General features: G+C 37.0%; 16 protein-coding genes and 1 other RNA gene. 15 read left to right on the top strand and 2 right to left on the bottom strand.

Features of this window, described 5'->3' with window-relative positions; all coding sequences use genetic code 11:
* The 10 genes from KHA93_RS11440 to KHA93_RS11395 all read left to right on the top strand — a co-directional run.
* The coding region (locus KHA93_RS11440) for an ABC transporter permease (protein ID WP_213110513.1) at window positions 1-853 on the top strand (853 nt) is incomplete at its 5' end.
* Window positions 854-1,042: 189 nt separating this feature from the next.
* Window positions 1,043-1,939, top strand: coding sequence for a carbohydrate ABC transporter permease (locus KHA93_RS11435; protein ID WP_213110512.1), 897 nt, complete (start codon window positions 1,043-1,045; stop codon window positions 1,937-1,939).
* 63 nt (window positions 1,940-2,002) lie between these two features.
* Window positions 2,003-3,661, top strand: a complete 1,659-nt coding sequence (locus KHA93_RS11430; protein ID WP_213110841.1) for an extracellular solute-binding protein — start codon at window positions 2,003-2,005, stop codon at window positions 3,659-3,661.
* Window positions 3,662-4,014: 353 nt separating this feature from the next.
* A complete protein-coding gene (locus KHA93_RS11425) occupies window positions 4,015-5,676 on the top strand; it encodes an extracellular solute-binding protein (protein WP_213110840.1) in 1,662 nt (553 codons plus the stop codon).
* Window positions 5,677-5,903: 227 nt separating this feature from the next.
* The gene (locus tag KHA93_RS11420; protein ID WP_213110839.1) at window positions 5,904-6,650 is read left to right on the top strand and encodes a YesL family protein; all 747 of its coding nucleotides are present in this window, start codon (window positions 5,904-5,906) and stop codon (window positions 6,648-6,650) included.
* A 142-nt stretch (window positions 6,651-6,792) separates the two neighbouring features.
* Window positions 6,793-7,160, top strand: a transfer-messenger RNA (tmRNA) gene (ssrA, locus tag KHA93_RS11415).
* Between the two features lie 979 nt (window positions 7,161-8,139).
* Complete coding sequence (locus tag KHA93_RS11410; protein WP_213110838.1) at window positions 8,140-8,364, top strand: hypothetical protein; 225 nt, start codon at window positions 8,140-8,142, stop codon at window positions 8,362-8,364.
* A gap of 1,409 nt (window positions 8,365-9,773) precedes the next feature.
* The gene (locus KHA93_RS11405; protein WP_213110837.1) at window positions 9,774-11,210 is read left to right on the top strand and encodes an ABC transporter substrate-binding protein; all 1,437 of its coding nucleotides are present in this window, start codon (window positions 9,774-9,776) and stop codon (window positions 11,208-11,210) included.
* A gap of 157 nt (window positions 11,211-11,367) precedes the next feature.
* Window positions 11,368-12,318, top strand: a complete 951-nt coding sequence (locus KHA93_RS11400) for a carbohydrate ABC transporter permease (protein WP_213110836.1) — start codon at window positions 11,368-11,370, stop codon at window positions 12,316-12,318.
* A gap of 17 nt (window positions 12,319-12,335) precedes the next feature.
* Window positions 12,336-13,196: a carbohydrate ABC transporter permease gene (locus tag KHA93_RS11395; RefSeq protein WP_213110835.1), complete on the top strand. Its 861-nt coding sequence runs from the start codon at window positions 12,336-12,338 to the stop codon at window positions 13,194-13,196.
* A gap of 104 nt (window positions 13,197-13,300) precedes the next feature.
* Here KHA93_RS11395 and KHA93_RS11390 read toward each other — a convergent pair whose 3' ends face one another.
* Entirely contained in the window at window positions 13,301-14,536 is a 1,236-nt protein-coding gene (locus KHA93_RS11390) for an MFS transporter (RefSeq protein WP_213110834.1), read from the bottom strand.
* A gap of 173 nt (window positions 14,537-14,709) precedes the next feature.
* Between KHA93_RS11390 and KHA93_RS11385 the strand changes: the two genes are divergently transcribed.
* The 5 genes from KHA93_RS11385 to KHA93_RS11365 all read left to right on the top strand — a co-directional run bounded on the left by KHA93_RS11385 (window position 14,710) and on the right by KHA93_RS11365 (window position 20,419).
* The gene (locus KHA93_RS11385) at window positions 14,710-15,813 is read left to right on the top strand and encodes a Gfo/Idh/MocA family protein (RefSeq protein ID WP_213110833.1); all 1,104 of its coding nucleotides are present in this window, start codon (window positions 14,710-14,712) and stop codon (window positions 15,811-15,813) included.
* A gap of 307 nt (window positions 15,814-16,120) precedes the next feature.
* Window positions 16,121-17,290, top strand: coding sequence for an MFS transporter (locus tag KHA93_RS11380; protein ID WP_213110832.1), 1,170 nt, complete (start codon window positions 16,121-16,123; stop codon window positions 17,288-17,290).
* A gap of 63 nt (window positions 17,291-17,353) precedes the next feature.
* Entirely contained in the window at window positions 17,354-18,697 is a 1,344-nt protein-coding gene (locus KHA93_RS11375) for a multi antimicrobial extrusion protein MatE (protein WP_213110831.1), read from the top strand.
* A 101-nt stretch (window positions 18,698-18,798) separates the two neighbouring features.
* Window positions 18,799-19,815: a Gfo/Idh/MocA family protein gene (locus tag KHA93_RS11370; RefSeq protein ID WP_213110830.1), complete on the top strand. Its 1,017-nt coding sequence runs from the start codon at window positions 18,799-18,801 to the stop codon at window positions 19,813-19,815.
* 52 nt (window positions 19,816-19,867) lie between these two features.
* Complete coding sequence (locus tag KHA93_RS11365) at window positions 19,868-20,419, top strand: hypothetical protein (RefSeq protein WP_213110829.1); 552 nt, start codon at window positions 19,868-19,870, stop codon at window positions 20,417-20,419.
* Between the two features lie 120 nt (window positions 20,420-20,539).
* On the opposite strand, the gene KHA93_RS11360 is transcribed toward KHA93_RS11365, so the two are convergent.
* Window positions 20,540-21,412 carry an AraC family transcriptional regulator gene (locus tag KHA93_RS11360; RefSeq protein ID WP_213110828.1) on the bottom strand — a complete coding sequence of 291 codons (873 nt, stop codon included), beginning with the start codon at window positions 21,410-21,412 and terminating at the stop codon, window positions 20,540-20,542.
* Between the last annotated feature and the right edge of the window lie 12 nt (window positions 21,413-21,424).

Below are 21,424 nucleotides of genomic sequence, written 5' to 3'. Positions count from 1 at the left end.
TGCCATTATATTCGTCTTTATCTTTAGTTATATTCCGATGTACGGAATCATCATGGCGTTTAAGGATTACAACATATTCAAGGGGATTGCGGAAAGTCCTTGGGCGGGTTGGAAACATTTTAATATGTTCTTTACCGCACCAGAATTTTCACAAGTTATGAGAAATACGCTTGTGATCAGTTTTCTTAAATTCTTCATTGGATTTCCGGCACCAATTATTTTGGCCTTAATGCTGAATGAAGTAAGGCATATGTTCTTTAAACGAGTTGTACAAACCGTGAGCTATCTACCTCACTTCTTGTCTTGGGTAATCGTGTCTGGATTTGTCATGTCACTATTGTCTACAGATAATGGAAGTTTAAATATCGCTTTGGAAAAAATCGGAGCGGTTGACGAACCAATCAGCTTCCTAAGCGTTCCGAAATATTTTTGGGCGATCTTAGTGACAACGAATGTTTGGAAAGAAATCGGGTTTGGATCGATTGTTTATTTAGCTGCTATTGCGGGTGTTGATCAACAGCTTTATGAAGCAGCCGCTCTTGACGGTGCTAGTAGATTCAAACAAATTTATTTGATTACCATTCCTTCCATCTTGCCAGTTATCTTAATTTTCATGATTTTGGCAATTGGAAACTTATTGAACGCTGGTTTTGAGGATATTCTCCTTTTAGGCTCTAACCCTGTTGTAAGGGATGTATCGGATGTCTTGGATACTTACGTGTATCGAAGAGGGATTCAGCACTCGTTATTCTCCTATGCAACCGCTGTCGGTTTGTTTAAAGCCATCATCAGTGTAGCCTTGCTCACATTGGCAAACTTCTTGTCAAGAAGAGCAGGAAGCAGCTTGTGGTAAAAAGAAAAGCGTAGGCGCCTGTCCATCGACGTACAAACTTCAGGGCCTGTGACTGAGATAAAGGAAACACGACGAGGGACGAGTCGATGTTGACTTATCGTAGGGAAAAGGACAAGAAGTTTGCTAGTCGATAGGCCCGGAGCTAGACAGAGAAAGGCACTCAAATGAGACTACAAAGGAGGATTCCACATGTTAAAAATGACAACAGGTGATCGAGTCATGTCGATTACCATCTATATCATACTTACAATATTAGCGTTTGTTACCTTTTATCCGTTCTGGAATGCGTTGGTTATCTCGTTTAACAGCGGAATCGATACGATGAAAGGTGGAGTCACTTTTTGGCCAAGGGAATTTTCTTTGGACAACTATGACATCGTTTTCCAAGATTCTCGTATCCTGAATGGATTCTTCATCTCCATTCTCCGTACGGTGATCGGTACAGCATCAGCTGTTCTCTTTACCGCCATCTTTGCGTACGGGATGTCGAGAAAAGAATTAATTGGTAAAAACTACTATATGATTTTCTGTGTCGTCACGATGTTCTTCAGTGGTGGTTTAATCCCTACCTTCTTATTGATCAGAGGATTGGGACTTTTCAATACATTTTGGGTCATGGTCATTCCAGGCTTAGTCAGCGTATGGAATATGATTATCTTCCGTACCTTCTTCCAAGGCTTGCCAGCAGGGCTGGAAGAATCCGCGAAAGTTGATGGATGTGGATATTGGGGAACATTCTTCCGAATCATCCTTCCGCTATCGGGTCCAGTTATCGCAACATTATCGTTATTTACAGCTGTTTATCATTGGAATGATTGGTTTTCTCCGAGCATCTATATTTCGGAACAAAAACTATTGCCAATCCAAACAATGTTACAGCAAATTCTTAGCTCCAACATCATGACGGAGCAAATGGCACAGGCAGATTCAACGGCTGCAGCACATATGCAGAAACTAAAATCTGTTTCAACCAAATCTCTCTCGATGGCGACGATGATGGTTGCAACCATTCCGATCATCTGTGTGTACCCATTCGTTCAAAAGTATTTCGTTAAAGGGGTATTGGTCGGCTCTTTGAAAGGGTAATGAAATTGGTTTAAAGCGCAAGCTTTAAATAGATAGTAAAGAGATATTTAAGGGGGAAATAAAATGAGAAACAAGATGAAGTTATTGACTTTATCCCTAGTTGCTCTGCTGATGGTCTTCAGTATATTGTCCGGCTGTTCAAAAGGTAGCTCTGGCGACAGTAATGGCAATGATAAAGGCAATTCCGGCAACGGAAATAAGAGTGATGGCTTTGTTCTAGGAGAAGACGAGCTTGAGTATACAATGTACGGTCACTATGACTGGTACACAATGCCACCTTGGGGCGAAGACGTAGCAACAAAGTGGATTAAAGAAAACAAAAAAGTAACGGTAAAACCTATTAGCTCAGGTGGTAACGCTGCACAAAAATTCAATACGATGATCGTTGGTAACGAGCTTCCAGACGTTATGTGGTTAGATCGTAATGCCGATTTGGATAGACTTCGTGAAGCAGATATGCTTGTTCCACTTGATGAGTATATTGAAAAATATCCTAACATCAAGGAATGGGTTGGAGAGTCTACTCTTAACATGCTTCGCGCTGAAGATGGACATATTTACAGTATTCCTAACTGGTATACAACACAACCAAATGGTAACTCTGGTTATGTCGTAAATGAAAAAATTTATAAAGAATTAGGCTCACCAAAATTAGAAACAACTGACGATCTTTATGCTTATTTGAAACAAGTGAAAGAAAAATATCCGGATGTCGTTCCTTTTGAAGCTGGACAAGGTGGCGGACTTGACATTCTTTACTCAGCATTTGGAGAAGAACATCCAAACATGTTTATGAATGGTCATTTTGTGCCAAATGGCGATAAACTATCTTCTATCTTTACAGATCCAGTATTTAGAGAAGCAATGGTTTATATGAATAAACTTTACAGTGAAAGATTAATTTCACAAGATACATTGACTCAAACGGCAGACCAAGTGAAAGAAAAAATTGTTTCTGGTAGATTTGCGGTATTCGCAGATAGCTCTCCTACAGAGCATGGAAGCCTTGCCCATACAGAATTAAGAGCACAGGATCCAGATGCGGGTATGAAAATGATTTGGCCAATTCATAAAGAAGGATTGGATAAAGAAAAAATCACTCCTGGAACATGGAGTCAGCTTGGCTGGAACGTAAGTGTTATTACAAAAGCGGCTAAAAACCCAGAAGGCATCTTTGCTTTCCTTGATTGGATGGTAGGTCCAGAAGGTCAGCGTACTATTTTCTGGGGACCTGAAGGTTTATATTGGGAAGGAACACAAGCTGTTGAAGGCATTGCAGAAGCACCAATATTCACAGATAAATATTTAACAGATGTTGAAAACCTATCTAAATTAATGAATACAACAAATAGCTTCCAATGGGTTGGAAACGTGGTTTATATCGACAAATCCAAAACAGCATTTGAAATGACATTGCCAGAAGAACAACAAAACTGGGATACAAAATATCAAATGAGTATCACTTGGAAGACTCAAAAGAATTCAACAGAGTTCCAAAATCTATCGCCACTTCCTGAAACAGAAGAAGGTATGGCAGAACAACGTGTGAATGAAATCTATGACGAAGCAAGAGCAAAAGCCCTTCATGCGAAGAGCGAAGCAGATGTTCTAAAAATTCTTGACCAAGCAGAAAAAGATGCTCTAGCAGTTGGATATGACAAATTGCTAGAATTCAAAACTAAAAAATGGCAAGATAACAAAGCGAAAATAGCTGGTAACTAATAGTTTTAAAAGCCACATCAGACATAGAGTGTCATTAGTTTGACACTCTATGTTACTGTAGTGGTTTTTATTGTACCTAATAAAACTAGTAAGTTCTTTTACATTCTACAATATTCTACAATTTTCGTAATTTTATATTGACTATTTGTTACATCAAGTTTAAAATTATCATAACAACTAAATGAAAAGGATTACATTTAAACCTTTTTGATTTGTTGAAAAACCATTTATTTTTTTAATTAAAAGGTAAGCGTTTTATCAAAAATGAATAGTTGTAGTAAAATGTATTTTTTCTAAATTGGTTTAAGGCGTAAGCTTTAAATATATTAAAGAACATCTAGGGGGTAAAACGAATGAGAAACAAGGTAAAGTTCCTGACTTTATCTCTAGTCGCTCTCCTTATGGCTTTCAGCGTATTGTCTGGCTGTTCAAAAGATAGCGCAGGCGATAACGAAGGTAATAATAGCGGCGGATCAAAAGATTCCGGTAGTAAGAGCGAAGGCTTCGTTCTTGGTGAGGACGAGCTAGAATACACAATGTATGGTCATTATGACTGGTACACAATGCCTACATGGGGCGAAGATATTGCTTCGAAATGGATTAAAGAAAATAAAAAAGTTAATGTAAAGTCCGTTAGCTCAGGTGGGAACGCAGCTCAAAAGTTCAATACGATGATTGTTGCTAATGAGCTTCCTGACGTTATCTGGATGGACCGTGGATCTGATGTAGATAAGCTTCGTGATGCTGGAATGCTAGTTCCGCTTGACGAATATATTGAAAAGTATCCAAACCTTAAGGAATGGGCAGGCGAATCTACGCTTAACATGCTTCGAGCTGATGATGGACATATTTACCAATTTCCTAACTGGTACACATCTCAACCTAATGGTAACTCTGGTTATGTTGTGAATGAAAAATACTATAAAGAACTTGGTTCTCCAAAATTAGAAACTACAGATGATCTATATGCTTTCTTAAAACAAGTAAAAGAAAAGTATCCTGACATTGTTCCGTATGAGCCAGGCCAAGGAGACGGACTAGATATCCTTTATTCCGCTTTTGGTGAAGACCATACAACGGCATTTGTAGGAATGCGCGCGGTTCCACAAGGCGATAAATTAACTTCCATCTTTGCAGATCCTGTATATAGAGAGTCTATGCAATATGTAAGCAAGCTCTTCCGTGAAAGGCTTATTTCACAAGACGTTTTAACTCAAACTTCGGATCAAGTAAAAGAAAAAGTTATGACTGGTAAATTTGCAGTTTATGCAGGAAGCAGTCCAACAGTTAACTCTAACTTAGCGGACTCTCTACTAAGAGATCAAGATCCAGATGCAGGCCTTAAAATGGTTTGGCCTTTCCATAAAGAAGGCTTAGACAAAAACAAAATTTGGACAGGTAGCTGGTCACAGCTGGGCTGGAACGTAAGTGTTATTACGAAAGCTGCAAAAAATCCTGAAGCCATCTTTGCTTTCCTTGACTGGTACACTAGTCCAGAAGGTCAACGTAATATTTTCTGGGGACCAGAAGGATTGTATTGGGAAGGTACTCATGCCATTGATGGTATAGATGAGGCACCTGTATTCACAGATAAATTTGTTACAGATGTAACTGAACGCGACAAATTAATGCAAACTACTGATCCACTTCAATGGACTGGAAACACTGTATATATTGACAAATCCAAATCTGCATTTGAAATGACTTTACCTGAAGACCAACAAAACTGGGCTACAAGGTATCAATCTCAAATCACTTGGAAAACACAGTATAATACAACTGAATACGTCAATCTTTCTCCAATGCCAGATTCTGAAGAAGGTATTATCGAACAACGTGTAAACGATATTTATGATGAAGCTCGTGCGAAAGCAATACATGCTAAGAGCGACGAAGAAGTAATTAAAATCCTAGATCAAGCAGACAAAGACGCTCAATCTGTAGGATATGAAAAATTATTAGAATTCAAAACTAAAAAATGGCAAGAAAATAAAGCTAAAATGGCTGGAAAGTAATTTGCCAATTAGTGCACTTGAAGGATAAGTTTGATTAGTAAATCTAATTTACTATATCTGATCTTTCTCGCATAGTTTGCTTACTGATAGCTGTGCATTAAAGTAAGCCAAATAAAAGGGCCACCCCGGACTTATATAGAGTGTCATATATTTGACACTCTATATAGATGCCTAGGTAAGGCCCTTATGTTATTCTAAAAAAGAAATATTTTATCAAGGGGGACATCATGGGATACACAGGCTTTTCTAGGGTACTTCTAGTATTTTCTGAATGGATTATGAAATTTTCGGTCACGAATATTATGTGGCTTCTTTTTAATTTGCCTATTGTCTATTTTGTACTAACTTTACTCTATGCAGATACATTCGATAAACTTCAATTAATTGTTATAACAATAGCAGTTTTAGCACCATTTTTCTTTTTTCCCGCGACAACGGCAATGTTTGGAGTTGTCAGAGACTGGGTCTTGGGAAAAAATTCTGTGCCACTCATAAGTTCATACTGGAAATACTATAAAGAAAACTATGTAAAAAGCTTGCTTGGCGGCATCATTATTGTTCCAATATGGTCCGCGTGGCTTTACAATTTTTTAACTTCAGGTGTAAAAATTGGCTCGATTTCGTTTTATTTTTATGTAGCCGTTACAATATTCCTATTAACTTTTACTGTGCATTTCTTTTCAGATACTGTTCATTTTCAAGTTAAATTAAAGGACTCGCTAATAAAATCAATATTATTGACGATTGGGAATCCTCATTACACTGTTGGTATAGGATTATTAAGTGGAATGTTAGTATTTTTGTTAATAAAATATATTCCTGTATTAATTCCATTTTGTATAGGTTCAATCATAGCTTATTTATCTTTTAATGCATATTATCGGATTTTTTTGAAAATTAAATCTTTAGTACAGAAACTTGAAGGTCCGATTGAAAATACAGAACAAAACGCGGAAGAAAGCACGGAAAAATAGTCATTGTTTATTTGGTACTTATTGTAATATGAAACTGTGGACCTTGAATTTTTACGAACAAATGTTATAATAATCAATGTAACACCTCAGATGTTTTGAATATGGATGCCTAAAAAGCAACCGAAAAACATCTTCTTATCATGGGGACGTTACGGATTCGACAGGGATAGTTCGAGCTTGGGTTGCGAGTCGAGGGGATCGTCCTCGTAAAAACGTCAAAGCCAATAATAACTGGCAAAGAAAACAACAACTTCGCTTTAGCTGCTTAATAACAGTTCGAAGCGGTTCCTCCCTCCATCGCCCATGTGGTAGGGTAAGGGACTCACTCTAAGTGGGCTACGCCGGAAGTCCTCCGCCTGGGGAGCATGGAAGAGAATAATCAGGCTAGCGCTTCAGCTGCCCGTCGATAGGCGAAAGAAGACGCGAAACCACAAAATATATTGACTACACTCGTAGACGCTTAAGTGGCGATGTTTCTGGACGTGGGTTCGATTCCCACCGTCTCCACCAAATACATATTTGGTGGTTTTTTATTTGATTGTGACTTAAAATGTTATTGTTACACACTTATGCTTTAAAGCACTTATTGAATATGATCCTTTATATTTATCTTTGAATTAGAGGCTAAACCTAACTAAAATGAAATAAATAATAAAAATACCTCCTGTACAATCAGGAGGTATTTTTTTTCAGAGTCATTTTTAAAAAAATTTCCTAATTTTTCTATCGTTTGTAGTGTACTTTTAAAATAGTTATATCTTAAACTGTTAGTTCATGTTGTTCCTCGGGCCGATACTCTTTTTCACCAATAGCAAGCTTAAAAAACCTCATTAGTCCATCAGAGAAATTACTGAAGTTTTTATTAATCCTTTCGGTTGCCTTCCAAGGTTTATCCTAGGTCCAATTATCCTTAAAAATATGTGTCTCAAAATTTGTATCATAGGTCAATCAGTGGCATTCGTTCCCGATTCTAGCTAGGATATTTCCATTATTTCCTTCTTCTTCACTCTCGCCATCTGCTGAAGAAGAGGAACGGAAGAAAACTCGAAAAATCAGAAAATTCAAAAATAAATAATTAGTTTCTAAAAGAAGCATTTATTAAATTTAAAAATATCTGCTTCCACGTGAAGTTATCGAAAATGATTAAAAATTGGAGACCAAGTATTTGATTTTGATGACATGTTTATTGCGGAATAGAAGTATAGATTGACACGAATAGGTCAGAATTAAGTGGTTGTTTATTTGATAATATCCGAAACACTACTAAACTAAATACAATTATAATACATGAAAAAAGCGAAGGCTTCCTCAATTCATTGAGGAAGCCTTCGTTTATTTAAACTATAGGGACTTTTTCAGTGCTCTCATGCAGCTCTTGTCTTTTTTTTGACGAAAGAACATTCGTAAGAGATAGGGTTGAAATTTTAAGGAAAAGTTAAGGAACGAAATTCATAATAGGCTTATCAACATTTAATAAGGAGGAATAAACATGGAACAGTCCAAACAAAATCTAATAAAAATTTTACTCATTGTAAATTTGGTGATAAGTACGTTCGCAGCCATTGGGGTAGGATATGTAGCTTATAAACAAAATACAAGACCCATCTTTTCAGGAATGAGACCAAGAGGGGAAGGTCAGATGTTCCCGGGTAATGGGGAATTCCAACCGGGACAATTCCAGCCTGGTCAAGATCAATCAGGGCAAAATCAATGATGGAAAGGAGATAGAAATTTGAAAAAGCGGATTATTATTTCAGCAATTATTGTTAATTTGCACAGAATCACCACTTGCAACAGAAAGGCCTGTGATTGTCCCAGCAACTGGAGCTTTTAAGATACTTCCATCTGTAAAGGTTACAAGTTTTGTACCTGCTTTAACAACATCTCCTTCCTTTACACTGACAGTATCCGCTGTCTGGAAGAGTAACAGTAAAAAATAATGCTGGCAGTTTTTTTAAAAAAAGGAACGATAAACTTAGAAATAAATTGTTCCACTCTCATTTAAGGTAATCAGTTCATTTACCAGTTAGTTCATCTGCTAGTAAAATCGGAGGATGCCCAGCCAGCGCGCGTGCAAAGGCAACGCCAAGTGTCCATGACTGGAACAATTGTCAAAGCGGGTTGCCAATTTGCTTACATTGGCGCGGGGTTCTTAAATCAGTTGGAAGTTCATTGGGAACGAGTGGAGACAGAGTGTTTCCCTCGATATTCAAAAGGGTGATTTTATTTCTATCATAGGTCCATCCTTTCTTTTGTTTAGCAAGCATATTGCAAAATTCACTGAAGGAGCAGTTAAAAGTTAAAGCACATTTTAATATTTTCATAGAGCATATTATTTTCAAAAGGAAGCAAAACTTTGCTTCCTTTTTACTTGAAATTTATTTAGGGGATTTGCTTTTGGTATTTATCGTATTTCAAAATAAATAGCTCTGTGAAATAAGTGTGTTGATTTCCGCACTAATCAACACACAAGAGAAAATTTAACATAGTAAATATTTCTTTTTAACTGCAAGGTGTTTAACGAGTAGCAACCATAATAACATTACTTCTTCAAAAAAAGTTTACATTAACTAGCACTTAGCTCAGATTATCTCTTTTAGTGATATGTTCATCGGCTGAATAAACTGCCTGTTTTTGTTCATTGCAAGTTGAATTGTAAAATTAATCACATATATTTTTTTCTCTTCTCAAATGACCATTTATTTAATTCATCATAACCTATCAGATAACTTCCTCTCCTGACTTTTTGCCTATTGCTTTGGATATTCAGAAAATGGCATAATTCCATAAACAAATTCATATTTCTCCTTAAGGACTATTTACTTACCCTACCTTTGTGTACAGTTGCCTTACCAAATAATTTCCTTTTACCCTCAAAAACTATTTAAACAAAAAGCTTTTTAATAAAAAACGAGAAAAAGTGACAAAATTCGCGAATTTTCCCCAAAGAATTATTCCAACAAAAAAATATTCTTCCATTTCGGGAAAACATATGATAATATTTATGAAAAATAGACTGAATGTTTATTTGATTGAGAAATGTAATCGCTTCCCGGTTCTTTTTGTCTTATAAAAAGACGGGATAGGAAAAAAGTATGGGAGTAGAAATTAAGGGAGGTGGTTTTGCTCAAAATCAAATGGTATGCAAATATTAATGTTGTAACAATTGGAACATTAAAAAAGGGGGTAATTGGGTTGAAGAAAGTGTCAAGTATCTACAAGGTATTTATGATGATTTTTATTTTAGTTATTTCTGCAGCTTTGACTGGATGTGGAGGATCTGAAACCTCTGGAGGAGACAAAGGTGGCGGAAAAGGCGGCAAAAAAGTAGAAATTACTTGGCTTGTAAGAACGGATGCCAATATGATTGAGTGGGAAAAGAAAACAATCACAGATTTTGAAGCAAAACACCCAGATATTAAAGTAAAATTGGAAACGATTCCACAAGATGAGATTGACCAGCGTTTAACGACTATGATCTCAAGTGGAAATGTACCAGATGTATGGTCCTCCAACTGGGCTAACTCAGGATTTGCGACATATCGTGGTATGGATGCATTATTAGATCTAACTTCTTACGTGGAAAATGATGCACAACAGCTTAGTGGAATTCCAGAACACTTAATGGATATTTATAAAATTGATGGGAAAGTTTATGGAATTCCAATGTTAGGTATCGGAAGCTACTTGTTCTATAACAAAGATTTGTTCGATGAGGCTGGATTAGAATATCCACCGACTGACTGGAATGATACTTCATGGAACTGGGATAAGGCTCTTGATTACGCGCAAAAATTAACAAAGGATACAGGTAAAAGTGCTGACAAGATTTACGGTCTTTTAGATAACAACTCACCTAGTCGTAAAGCTTGGTCATTTGGCGGAGAATTCTTTAATCCTGATGCATATACAACAGGAGTTATGGGAGAGCCAGCAATTCTTGATAATCCCAAAAATGCTCAAGCACTTCAATTTTATGTTGATTTAATTAATAAATATAAGGTTTCACCTACACCATCTGCACTTGATGCTGTTTCTCAACTTGGTGATCCGTTTATGACAGGAAAAGTTGCTATGGTTGTTAACGGTGGTTGGGGATTCTGGGCATATAAACCAGCAGAATTCAATTGGGGAGTTGCACCAATTCCATATGTTGATGGACGTACAGCAACATTATACGTAGACCCATGGAATATTAGTGCAAAAAGTAAACATCCAGATGAGGCTTGGGAATTTGTAAAATTCCTTGCTGATCCAAATGGGGCTGCAAAATCGTTTATGCAAGCAACATCAGCTACACCAGCTGATTCATCTCTAATGGATGATTGGTATCAACAAATGTCTGATATCACTGGTATGTCAGTTGAAGATGTAAAACAAGTTAATGATGGTGCATTTGTTGATGGTAAAGAAGCAGACAACCACTTGATCACTAAGTTTTCTATCATTGGAACGACAATTGATCAAACAATGACAGCAGTCTATGAAGGTAAAAAGACTGTAGACGAAGGCTTGAAAGAAATTGATAAGAACCTCCGTTCACTGGATTTGGGTAAATAATAAACAACCTATTATACAAGTAGAGGGTGCCACGTTAGATTATGGCACCCCTTCTAACAATAGAATTGTATTAGTTTTTGATTCTCATAATTTTATATGTTAGCAGGGAGCCAATCTACGATCATCCCTTTTATGAAAAAACGGAGGGACTTTATAAATGGATCAAAAAGCTGGAATTTCTACAAATGAAAATGTAACAGTTCAAAAAAAACATAAACTATCCGCAGAGGCAAGAAAAGAAGAAAGGGCATTTTGGATATTTATTTCCCCTTGGATTATCGGTTTTTTATTTTTCACAGGTGGTCCAATTATCGCTTCACTAGGCTTAAGTTTTACAAATTATAATGTTATCGACGCACCGAAATTCACTGGATTTGAAAACTTTGCAAATTTATTTAATGATAAATTATTTTATAAATCACTTACTGTAACCGCCTATTATGTAGTGCTGGCTGTGCCTTTCAGTATAATAGTCGGACTTGCGTTAGCGGTACTACTTAATCAAAAAGTAAAAGGACAAGCCTTTTTTAGAACGATGTTTTACGCTCCATCGATTATTTCCGGTGTTTCTGTAGCGTTTTTATGGTCTTGGTTATTGAACCCAGATTTTGGTATTGTAAATGGATTATTGAGTGATTTATTTGGAATTGAAGGTCCTGGCTGGTTTACAGATACTAAAACGGTAATTCCTTCGATGGTACTTATGCAGCTGACAGCTGTTGGCGGGACAATGGTTATTTTCCTTGCAAGCTTGCAATCATTACCTGCAGAATTGTACGAGGCTGCTGCAATAGATGGTGCCAATAAAGTAAAACAATTTTTCAAAATTACAGTTCCGCTTATTTCACCAGTTATTTTATTTAATACAATTATGGGGATTATTGGATCTTTCCAAGTATTTACACAAGCCTATATTATTACTAGAGGTGGCCCCGATTGGATGTCTTATTTCTATGTACTCTATTTATTTGATACTGCTTTCGGACAATTTAGGATGGGATATGCGTCCGCCCAAGCATGGATATTGTTCATTATCATCTTCACTTTCACCATGCTATCTTTATGGGCTTCAAGAAAGCTAGTTCATTACGAATATGAGTCAAAATAGATAGGGGGGCGAACTTTATGCAGTTAGTAAGTAAAAATAAGACTTTTAAATACGGAGAAATTAGTTTAACAGGTAAAGTTTTTGTTTATATACTCTTATTATTAGGTTTATGTTTATTTGGATTTCCTGTTTTCTGGATGATTTCCACTTCACTAAAGACATTAGGCCAAGTGCATCAACAAACTTTATTACCGAAAACATTTGAATGGGTAAACTTTAAAGAAGTATTTACCACTCATCCAATGGGAATGTATTTATGGAATACCTCGTTTTACACATTGTTAACCATGTTTGGAGCAGCATTTTCTTCATCATTGGTGGCCTTTGCATTTGCTAGATTACGTGCACGAGGTAGTACAATTTTATTTGCGCTAATATTAAGTACAATGATGATTCCTTCGCAAGTAACGATGATCCCGCAATACTTAATATTTAGTAAACTTGGTTGGGTAGATTCTTACCTTCCATTAATTATTCCATCCTTTGGTGCCAGTGCGTTTTTAATATTCCTATTAAGACAATTTTATTTAGGAATTTCTAAGGAATTGGATGAAGCAGTTAAAATAGATGGAGGTGGATATTTTACAATCTATTTCCGAATGATTTTACCACTCTCAATCCCGGCTCTTGCAACTGCGGGCATTATGGAATTTATGTATCGTTGGAATGACTTAATGGGCCCACTTATTTATTTAAGCTCCCAATTGAAATATCCACTATCGCTAGGTCTTGCTAGTTTCCGAGGAGCCTATGCAACGACTCCATGGAACTTATTAATGGCAGCATCGTTTGTCGCTGTATTGCCACCATTAACGTTATTTTTCTTTGCACAGAAGTACTTTATTCAAGGAATCGTTATTTCAGGAGCGAAAGGATAATAATAAGAAAAGAAGAGACTGCCAAGAAGGCAGTCTCTTAAATTTTTGTATATGAAAATATGATTATCTTTAATAACATAGCCTGGATACATTCACTCAGGAACTTATAAAGCTTTTGATAGTTTATTTTTCCGCGAAAAAGGTTTTGCCAAAAATAATAAGATTCCGATATTAATGAATAACGAACATACCATGATGATGAATGGAAATCGAGGATCCATATTATATGCTAAGCCCGCTATTACGCCTGCAGGTGAGATAAATAATAAGAGAAAAACTTGCAAGATCGAGTACATATTTGCACGATTTTCATCTTCAATTGAATTAGCGACTGCAGATTCCAAATATGGATTGGCGATAAGAACACCTGCAGCAGATAAAATTAAGCTAATAATAATCGGTAGTAAGCTGCTTCCCTTTGTTATGACTAAAATCGCGTTGGCGGCAATAGATAGCGAAAATCCAATCATCATATAATAATAATTTAGCTCCTCTTTAAATCTCGGTATGACAAAAAAGAGGAGGAAGAGCATACAAACTGATGAAATAGCAGGGAATATTGAAATAGTCGACTCGGATACTGATAATGCCTCAACTAAATATACATATAAATAAGTGTTTTGCATGACCATTTGGAAGTTGAAAAAGATATAAACGGCAAAGATAAGAAGCAGTCCATTGTTTTTAACTATTTTTTTCATAATCTTTCCGTATTCAATAAAAGTATCCTTAAATGAAATACTTTTTGTTTCCTTTTGTTTTAACAACCCTATATCTGTCTCATGGGTCATAAAATGACGGGAAATAATCATAATTAGCATCGAGATACCTGCGATGGCATACATAATCCGAACAGCAGGTACTAATGTCAATTTACTAACTAACAAACCACCGATTGGGGCGAATAATCCGCCGACTACTCCAATGACTTGCAAAATAGTAAAAACAATCGATCGATCTTTCGGTTTTGTATCTTCTACTAATAAACATGTCCAAGCCGTTTGTGGAATCTTAAAAAATCCATTGAGGATAGCGGCAAAAACAAAAAACCAAATATTTTGTGAAACAGCCCATATTAAAACAGCGAGCGGCCAACTAATAAGGTCGTATATTAATAGAGCTTTTTTCCTTCCTAAACGATCTGTTAAAAATCCACTAACAAAAGAAGTGAAAATTTGGACAATTAACCCTAAACTTGCAATCAATCCAACCTGTGTTTTTCCAACTCCTAGAGCTAACATATATACGGATGCATAAGGAATATAAAGACTGTAAGGAATGATAAATAAAGGCTCAACAATCAAACATGCACGCGCATTTCCAGAAATTCTTTTGAACATAGAAAAATCCTCTTTTCGATTGTCATCTATTGATGTGTCTCATAAATTTAGTATAGAGCATTTTTAAAAATAGTATAGATAGGAAATAATATTTATTTACTCGTAAATATAATGAAAATTTAATATGTTTTGTTTATACTATTATCAAATAGAGAGAGGCTAAGGAGGAAAATATGAGAAGTGTAAAAGTGGGAATTATTGGATGTGGAAATATCAGCAGTATATATTGCCAGGCCGGACAAAAATTTGATGTGCTTGATATTGTTGCATGTGCGGACCTGGATTACGAGCGTGCAAAAGCAAGAGCTGAAGAATATGGGATTCCCAAAGCATATACAGTTGAGGAATTATTAGCAGATTCTGAAATTGAAATTGTAATTAATTTAACGATTCCGAAAGCGCACGCAGACGTTTGTATTGCAGCACTTGAGGCTGGAAAACACGTGTATGTTGAAAAGCCATTGGCGGTATCTCGTGAAGACGGTCAACGAATTCTCGAAATTGCAAAAGAAAAAGGACTTTTTGTAGGTGGTGCGCCTGATACATTTTTAGGCGGAGGGATTCAAACATGCAGGAAGCTAATTGATGACGGTGCTATTGGTGAAGTGGTAGGAGCTACTGGATTTATGATGAGCCCGGGACATGAAAGCTGGCATCCGGACCCTGAATTTTATTATCAGGTGGGCGGTGGTCCAATGTTCGATATGGGGCCATATTACATAACTGCTTTTATAAATTTATTAGGCCCTATTCGTAGGGTAACGGGTTCAACAAGAATCAGCTTCCCTGAAAGAACGATTACAAGTCAACCTAAGCATGGACAAAAAATTCAAGTAGAGGTTCCTACACATATTACAGGAATACTAGATTTCGAAAATGGCGCTATTGCTACACTTATTACGAGTTTTGATGTCGCTGGATCGAAGCTTCCAAATATTGAAGTGTATGGTTCAAAGGGAACGATCCTTGTCCCAGATCCAAATACATTTGGAGGACCGGTATTCTTTCGGAAGCATGGTAGTCAAGAATGGGAAGAGATTCCTTTAACGCATGGTTATATTGACAATAGTAGAGGTGTCGGCGTGGCAGACATGGCATATGCCCTTCGTAGTGGTAGAGCACATCGGGCAAATGGCGATTTAGCTTTCCATGTATTGGATGTTATGCACGGAATCCATGATGCTTCAAAAAGCGGTACCCATTATGAGCCAACAAGCACATGTGAACAGCCAAAGCCACTTCCAGTTGGGCTAAAAGAATACACTTTAGATGAGTAACAGAATAGTATAGTAAGGAAGCGTTCCAATTTTGGAGTCCGCTTTCTTCTTTTTTTAAAGTTAAAGAAAGGATAAGTTTTCTAGTCTATATTTTTGCTTGCGCTGTCTAGTTCCGTGCCTATCGACTAGCAAACCTTTTGTCCTTCTCTTTTGCGTAAGTCAACATCGGCTTGTACCTGGCAGTGTTTCCTTTATCAATCGAAGGCCGAGAGAAAAAACCTCTAAGTCGCCACATCCTGTGGGCTTTTACGTCGATAAACAGTCGCTTCCGCTTTTATTCTGAATTTGTAGTATAGGAGCATCCATTATGAAATCAAAAAGAAGAATATTATTTTATTTCGTCACGATGATGTATTGGTTTTCCATGTATACATACGTGCCAATCCTTTCTCCTTATGTGGAACATTTAGGAGGATCCATCTTTATGATTGGTCTTGTTGTTGGGAGTTATGGTTTTACTCAGCTACTAGTCCGCATCCCATTAGGAATCTGGTCAGATCGTATCGGTAAACGGAAACTATTTATTATTGCTGGAATTGTTTGTGCAGTTTTAAGCAGCCTTGGACTTGCCATGACGACCAATGTTTGGGCAATTTTTGGATTTCGTTCACTTGCTGGTGTAGCGGCCGCTAGCTGGGTAGCTTTTACCGTATTGTTTGCAAGTTATTTTGAACCAGAAGAAGCACCGAAAGCTATGGGTCTCATAAGCTTTTATACGAGTATCGGGCAAATGGCGGCTACGACGCTTGGTGGATTCTTAGCTGAGTATGTTAGTTGGACTGCACCTTTTTATGCTGGTGCAATTGTAGGACTACTTGGATTAATATTAGCAATAAAAATTGTAGAGATGCCGGCCATTGATAGAAAGCCAGTTGAGATAAAAGAACTCGTTAAAATGGGCGGCGAACGATTATTATTATTTGTTTCCCTAATGGCGGTCATCGTTCAATGTATCACCTTTACAACGATGTTTGGTTTTACACCTCTCCATGCAGTTAGCTTAGGGGCTTCAAATGGGGATTTAAGTATATTGACGCTTTTATCGACTTTGCCGAATGCGATTGCTGGATATATGAGTGGAACTTTTTTTGTTAAGAAATATGGGGAAAAGCGAACCATTTTAATCGGCTTTATTGCTGCGGGTATTTGTACCATCTTATTGCCATTTACAAACAGCTTCATTTTATTGATTCTTACTCAGGCGTTTAATGGATTTGCACAAGGCTTGATGTTTCCGGTTTTAATGGGATTGACCATACAATCTGTTTCGGAAGAGCGCAGGGCATCTGCAATGGGTTTTTTCCAAGCGATTTATTCTTTAGGAATGTTTGGCGGTCCGTTTATTGCAGGTTGGATTGGGGAAATGGCGAGCCTTTCAACAGGATTTATCATGATTGGCTGCTTAAGTTTTGTGGGTGCACTCGTCACAATGAAATGGATGCCTAGTAAAAAAATTAAAGAAAATGTAGTAGAATAACATTGAAAAGGTTTTGTGTTTATGTATAGATGAAAAATAAAAATATGATTGAAGGAATTTCAAATGGACATACATCAATCCGCAAAAGGGCAAAAAGTCGCTTTTCGGACATTGCTAAACTTTTTTATTCCGTTAGGTATTTCAGCAAGCCTTGTTACGATTTCACATGTCATCATTAATAGTACTCTCGCACGCGCTGCAGATCCAGCTGTTGTTATTGCTAGTTATTCAGTCGCTATGAGTCTTTTTGCCATCTTTGAACGATGTGCGGTTATTTTACGGCAAACTTGTGCTACTCTCGTTCGAGACAGACATTCTTTTAAATTAGTCTCACAGCTTACTATTTTCATATTATCTGCGATATTGATCCTAAGCTTTATTATCGCCTATTCGCCGATTGGAGAGCTATTTTTTTCGCGCGTCATGGGTGTTAAAGATCATATGCTCGGTCCGACTTTATCTGTTTATAAGGTTTTAATGTTCGTGACCATTTTTTCAGGTATTCGTTGTCTCTTCCAAGGGGTCATAATTTCTAATTTACATACGAAATGGTTAACGATTGGTATGGTCATTCGGTTAGTAGTGATGGCTGGGATTTCATGGGTCATCATTCAAAATAATTGGGTTAATCACGGGTATATTGGAGCTTATATATTTTTAGCTGGAATGGTCGTTGAGGCAATTGTAAGCTTCATTGAAGGGCGCCAGCTTGTTAAAAAAATGCCTGCAAAAAAAGAAGATCATCATGTCGTTAATCATACGCAAGTGAGAAAGTTTTATCTTCCATTATTAATGGCATCGTTGATAGCAGTTATTATTGGTCCTGCTACAAACGCGGTGTTAGGGGCAAGTGGAAAAGCAGAAATCGCCGTTGCCTCTTATGCTGTAGCGGCTTCGGTTTTGAATTTATTGCTCAGTTTCTCTACTTATTTTCATCAAATCGTTATTAATTTCTATAATCAAGATACGAAAATGGTTATCCGTTTTTCATTTATTTTCAGCTTTATTCCTAGTCTCTTATTAATTGGGATTGCGTATTCTCCAATAGGAGTTTGGGGATTACACCATATAATGGGTGTGTCCGGTGAACTTCTCGATCAAAGTTTGCTAGCGTTAAAATTTTTTATCATATTTGCTCTATGCTTTCCTTGGCTTGATTTTGTAAACGGAGTGTTGATGTTAAAAGGGCAAACGAAAGTACTGCAATTTTCGCAGGCTGGAAATGTTATCGTGACAATCGTGGTGTTACTTCTTCTTTTATTTGTCATGCCGAATGGAGGAGGGGTTATTGGGGCAATAGCACAATCGATTGGTGTAATGACTGAAACGGCTATTGCGTATATTTTTATGAGGAAATTTTTACATCAACCTATAATAGGAATTAGAAGGAAAAAATTAATTCAATGATGACAATATTGAAGTTGATAGAAAACTATAATAATATAAATAAAACAAAATGGTCTCCGATGCAACATTCGGAGATTTCTTTTTAGGGAGGGATTTAAGTTATGCCAGAATTTAAAATAGTAGTTGCTGGATGTGGAGGAATGTCGCATCAATGGATTGAATACGCTCTCACGAGAAAAGATGTAGAAATTGTGGCTCTCGTTGATTTATTTGAGGATGTTGCAAAAAATACAGCGAAAAAATATTCATTAGACTGTAATACATACACGGATGTCAGTACAGCAATAAAAGAAACAGGTGCAAATGTAGTTTTTGATATTACGATTCCAGCTAGTCATAAAAACATTACCGTAGCAGCCTTATCATTAGGTTGCCATGTTTTTGGCGAAAAGCCGATGGGCGAGTCTATGCAGGACGCAATTGAAATGCAAAAAGCAGCAAAAGAATCGGGTAAAAGCTATGTTGTCATGCAAAATAGACGTTTTAACAAACAAATAAGAGCATTTCGTGATTTAGTACAATCTGGTGAGATTGGAGTTCCAGGCTTTATCAATGCTGACTTTTTCTTAGGTCCACACTTTGGAGGATTTCGTGATGTAATGGACAGCCCATTAGTTCTTGATATGGCAATCCATACGTTTGATCAAGCAAGATTTATTTCAGGCGCCAATCCTATCTCCGTTTATTGTCATGAATTTAATACAGAAGGCTCATGGTATAAAGGCAACGCTTCTGCGATTTGTATTTTTGAAATGGATAATGGAGCGGTCTTTAATTACCGTGGATCTTGGAGTGCTGAAGGCGCACCGACTTCATGGGAATCTTCCTGGCGTGTAGTTGGAAGTAAAGGCACTGCCATATGGGATGGAACCCATTCTCCGTATGCAGAAGTTCCAATTCCAACCGAGGAGCACCAATTTTTATACAACTCTCAAAAAGTGGAGGCAACTCTTTCTTACAGTGGTCAAGACGGTCACTTCGGCTGCTTGGACGAAATGTTTGCTTCTTTGATAGAAGGTCGAACAGCAGAAACAGATTGCACGGATAATATTCATAGTGTCTCCATGGTGTATAAAGCGATTGAAAGTGCACGTACGGGTAAAAAGGTGTATTTCTAGGAATCTTTCATATTTTTTTGCACTGCCGGAGTATATTGGACCAATTTTTGAGATGTGCTCAGGGTTCGTACAATATATTGGACATATTTTATTAAACAGCACGGGGATTGTCCATCTGAGTGACTATAATGGACAGATTTACGGAAATATCACAGGATTTGTCGATCAAAGTGTCTATGATGGACAAATTTTCAAAAACTGCAGGGAGTTTGTCCATCAAAGTGGTTATGATGGACAGATTTTTGAATACCGCAGAAGGTTTGTCCATCAAAGTGGTTATGATGGACAGATTTTTGAATACCGCAGAAGGTTTGTCCATCAAAGTGGTTATGATGGACAGATTTTCGAATACCGCAGAAGGTTTGTCCATCACAGTGTCTATGATGGACAGATTTTCGGAAACATCACAGGATTTGTCGATCAAAGTGGTTATGATGGACAGATTTTCGGAAACATCACAGGATTTGTCCATCTGAGTGTCTATAATGGACAGATTTACGGAAATATCACAGGATTTGTCCATCAAAGTGGTTATGATGGACTGATTTTCAAAAACAGCACAGAATTTGTCCATCAAAGTAGCTATGATGGACAAATTTACTAAAACAGCAAAGGTTTGTCTAAAATATTGCAGATTTTTTACAGATTCCGATACTTTAAGAATCATTTTCGAGAAGTTTGCCAAAAAAATTGAATGATTTTCGTCATTTTCAATCTTACTATCTCAATCTATGACGATATGATTAACTGGCACTGTGTACTTACTTTGACGAAACTGCCCAGGGCTCATACCCAATTTTTTATGAAAAACCTTACTGAAATAATTGCCATTAGAGTATCCGACTTGATCCGCTATCTCTTCAATCGGTAAGTTAGATTGTCGAAGTAGCTCAATGGCCTTGTCCATTCGAATTTTTGTTAAATATTTTAGGGGTGTCATGCTGATAGTTCCATGAAAAAGCCTTGTAAAATGGTATTTGGAAAGGCCAGATGCTTCTACCATATCGTCAAGGCCGATTGGTTTATTGTAATGTTTTTGTGCGAATAATACAGCTTTTGAAATTGATTCTGGCCATTGTTCGGCTGGGGATCCGATATTTTGAATAAAGCGATTTAGCTCCATTAAAAAAGAATAGCCAAATGCAGACGCCTGATAAGCGTCTGTTATTTTTTTGTCGACTGCAGCTTCAAAAATATTTAGTAGTAATTTGATAGGTTCTGATTCTGGAGAAAATGTGATGATATATCCAATATTCTTGTTGATATAGTCGATCGTTTTTTGTGCTTCATTGCCATACAGGGTAATGTGGATAAATTCCCAACGATCTCCATTAGAAGGAAAGAAATAGCGATGATTACTTGGAATTTGTACTAAAAACGCTTGTCCAGCTGTTAAAGAATATTCTTTTTCTCCTACTTGAATCATCCCTTGACCGGAAAGAGTATATTGAAAAACACATTTTCCAATTTCGCTTCTTTTCAATCCATCCCAGTCATAAGATGGTGATGTCACTTCTTCCCATCCGATTGAGTGAATGCCCACAATCTTTTTCTGGTGATCCCCTTTAAATCGGAAACCGAAAGATTCATAGTTCATATTCTGATGATT

The organism is Lederbergia citrisecunda (genome assembly GCF_018343695.1).
Taxonomy (GTDB): domain Bacteria; phylum Bacillota; class Bacilli; order Bacillales; family Bacillaceae_C; genus Lederbergia; species Lederbergia citrisecunda.
This window is presented reverse-complemented; position numbering and strand designations above follow the sequence as displayed.

Excerpts from the sequence above, each read along its gene's own strand:
- KHA93_RS11430 (WP_213110841.1), top strand. The coding sequence starts at position 2,003 with ATGAGAAACAAGATGAAGTTATTGACTTTATCCCTAGTTGCTCTGCTG.
- KHA93_RS11410 (WP_213110838.1), top strand. The coding sequence starts at position 8,140 with ATGGAACAGTCCAAACAAAATCTAATAAAAATTTTACTCATTGTAAAT.
- KHA93_RS11380 (WP_213110832.1), top strand. The coding sequence starts at position 16,121 with ATGAAATCAAAAAGAAGAATATTATTTTATTTCGTCACGATGATGTAT.
- KHA93_RS11425 (WP_213110840.1), top strand. The coding sequence starts at position 4,015 with ATGAGAAACAAGGTAAAGTTCCTGACTTTATCTCTAGTCGCTCTCCTT.
- KHA93_RS11385 (WP_213110833.1), top strand. The coding sequence starts at position 14,710 with ATGAGAAGTGTAAAAGTGGGAATTATTGGATGTGGAAATATCAGCAGT.
- KHA93_RS11400 (WP_213110836.1), top strand. The coding sequence starts at position 11,368 with ATGGATCAAAAAGCTGGAATTTCTACAAATGAAAATGTAACAGTTCAA.
- KHA93_RS11375 (WP_213110831.1), top strand. The coding sequence starts at position 17,354 with ATGGACATACATCAATCCGCAAAAGGGCAAAAAGTCGCTTTTCGGACA.
- KHA93_RS11365 (WP_213110829.1), top strand. The coding sequence starts at position 19,868 with ATGTGCTCAGGGTTCGTACAATATATTGGACATATTTTATTAAACAGC.
- KHA93_RS11390 (WP_213110834.1), bottom strand. The coding sequence starts at position 14,536 with ATGTTCAAAAGAATTTCTGGAAATGCGCGTGCATGTTTGATTGTTGAG.
- KHA93_RS11360 (WP_213110828.1), bottom strand. The coding sequence starts at position 21,412 with ATGAACTATGAATCTTTCGGTTTCCGATTTAAAGGGGATCACCAGAAA.
- KHA93_RS11420 (WP_213110839.1), top strand. The coding sequence starts at position 5,904 with ATGGGATACACAGGCTTTTCTAGGGTACTTCTAGTATTTTCTGAATGG.
- KHA93_RS11370 (WP_213110830.1), top strand. The coding sequence starts at position 18,799 with ATGCCAGAATTTAAAATAGTAGTTGCTGGATGTGGAGGAATGTCGCAT.
- KHA93_RS11435 (WP_213110512.1), top strand. The coding sequence starts at position 1,043 with ATGTTAAAAATGACAACAGGTGATCGAGTCATGTCGATTACCATCTAT.
- KHA93_RS11395 (WP_213110835.1), top strand. The coding sequence starts at position 12,336 with ATGCAGTTAGTAAGTAAAAATAAGACTTTTAAATACGGAGAAATTAGT.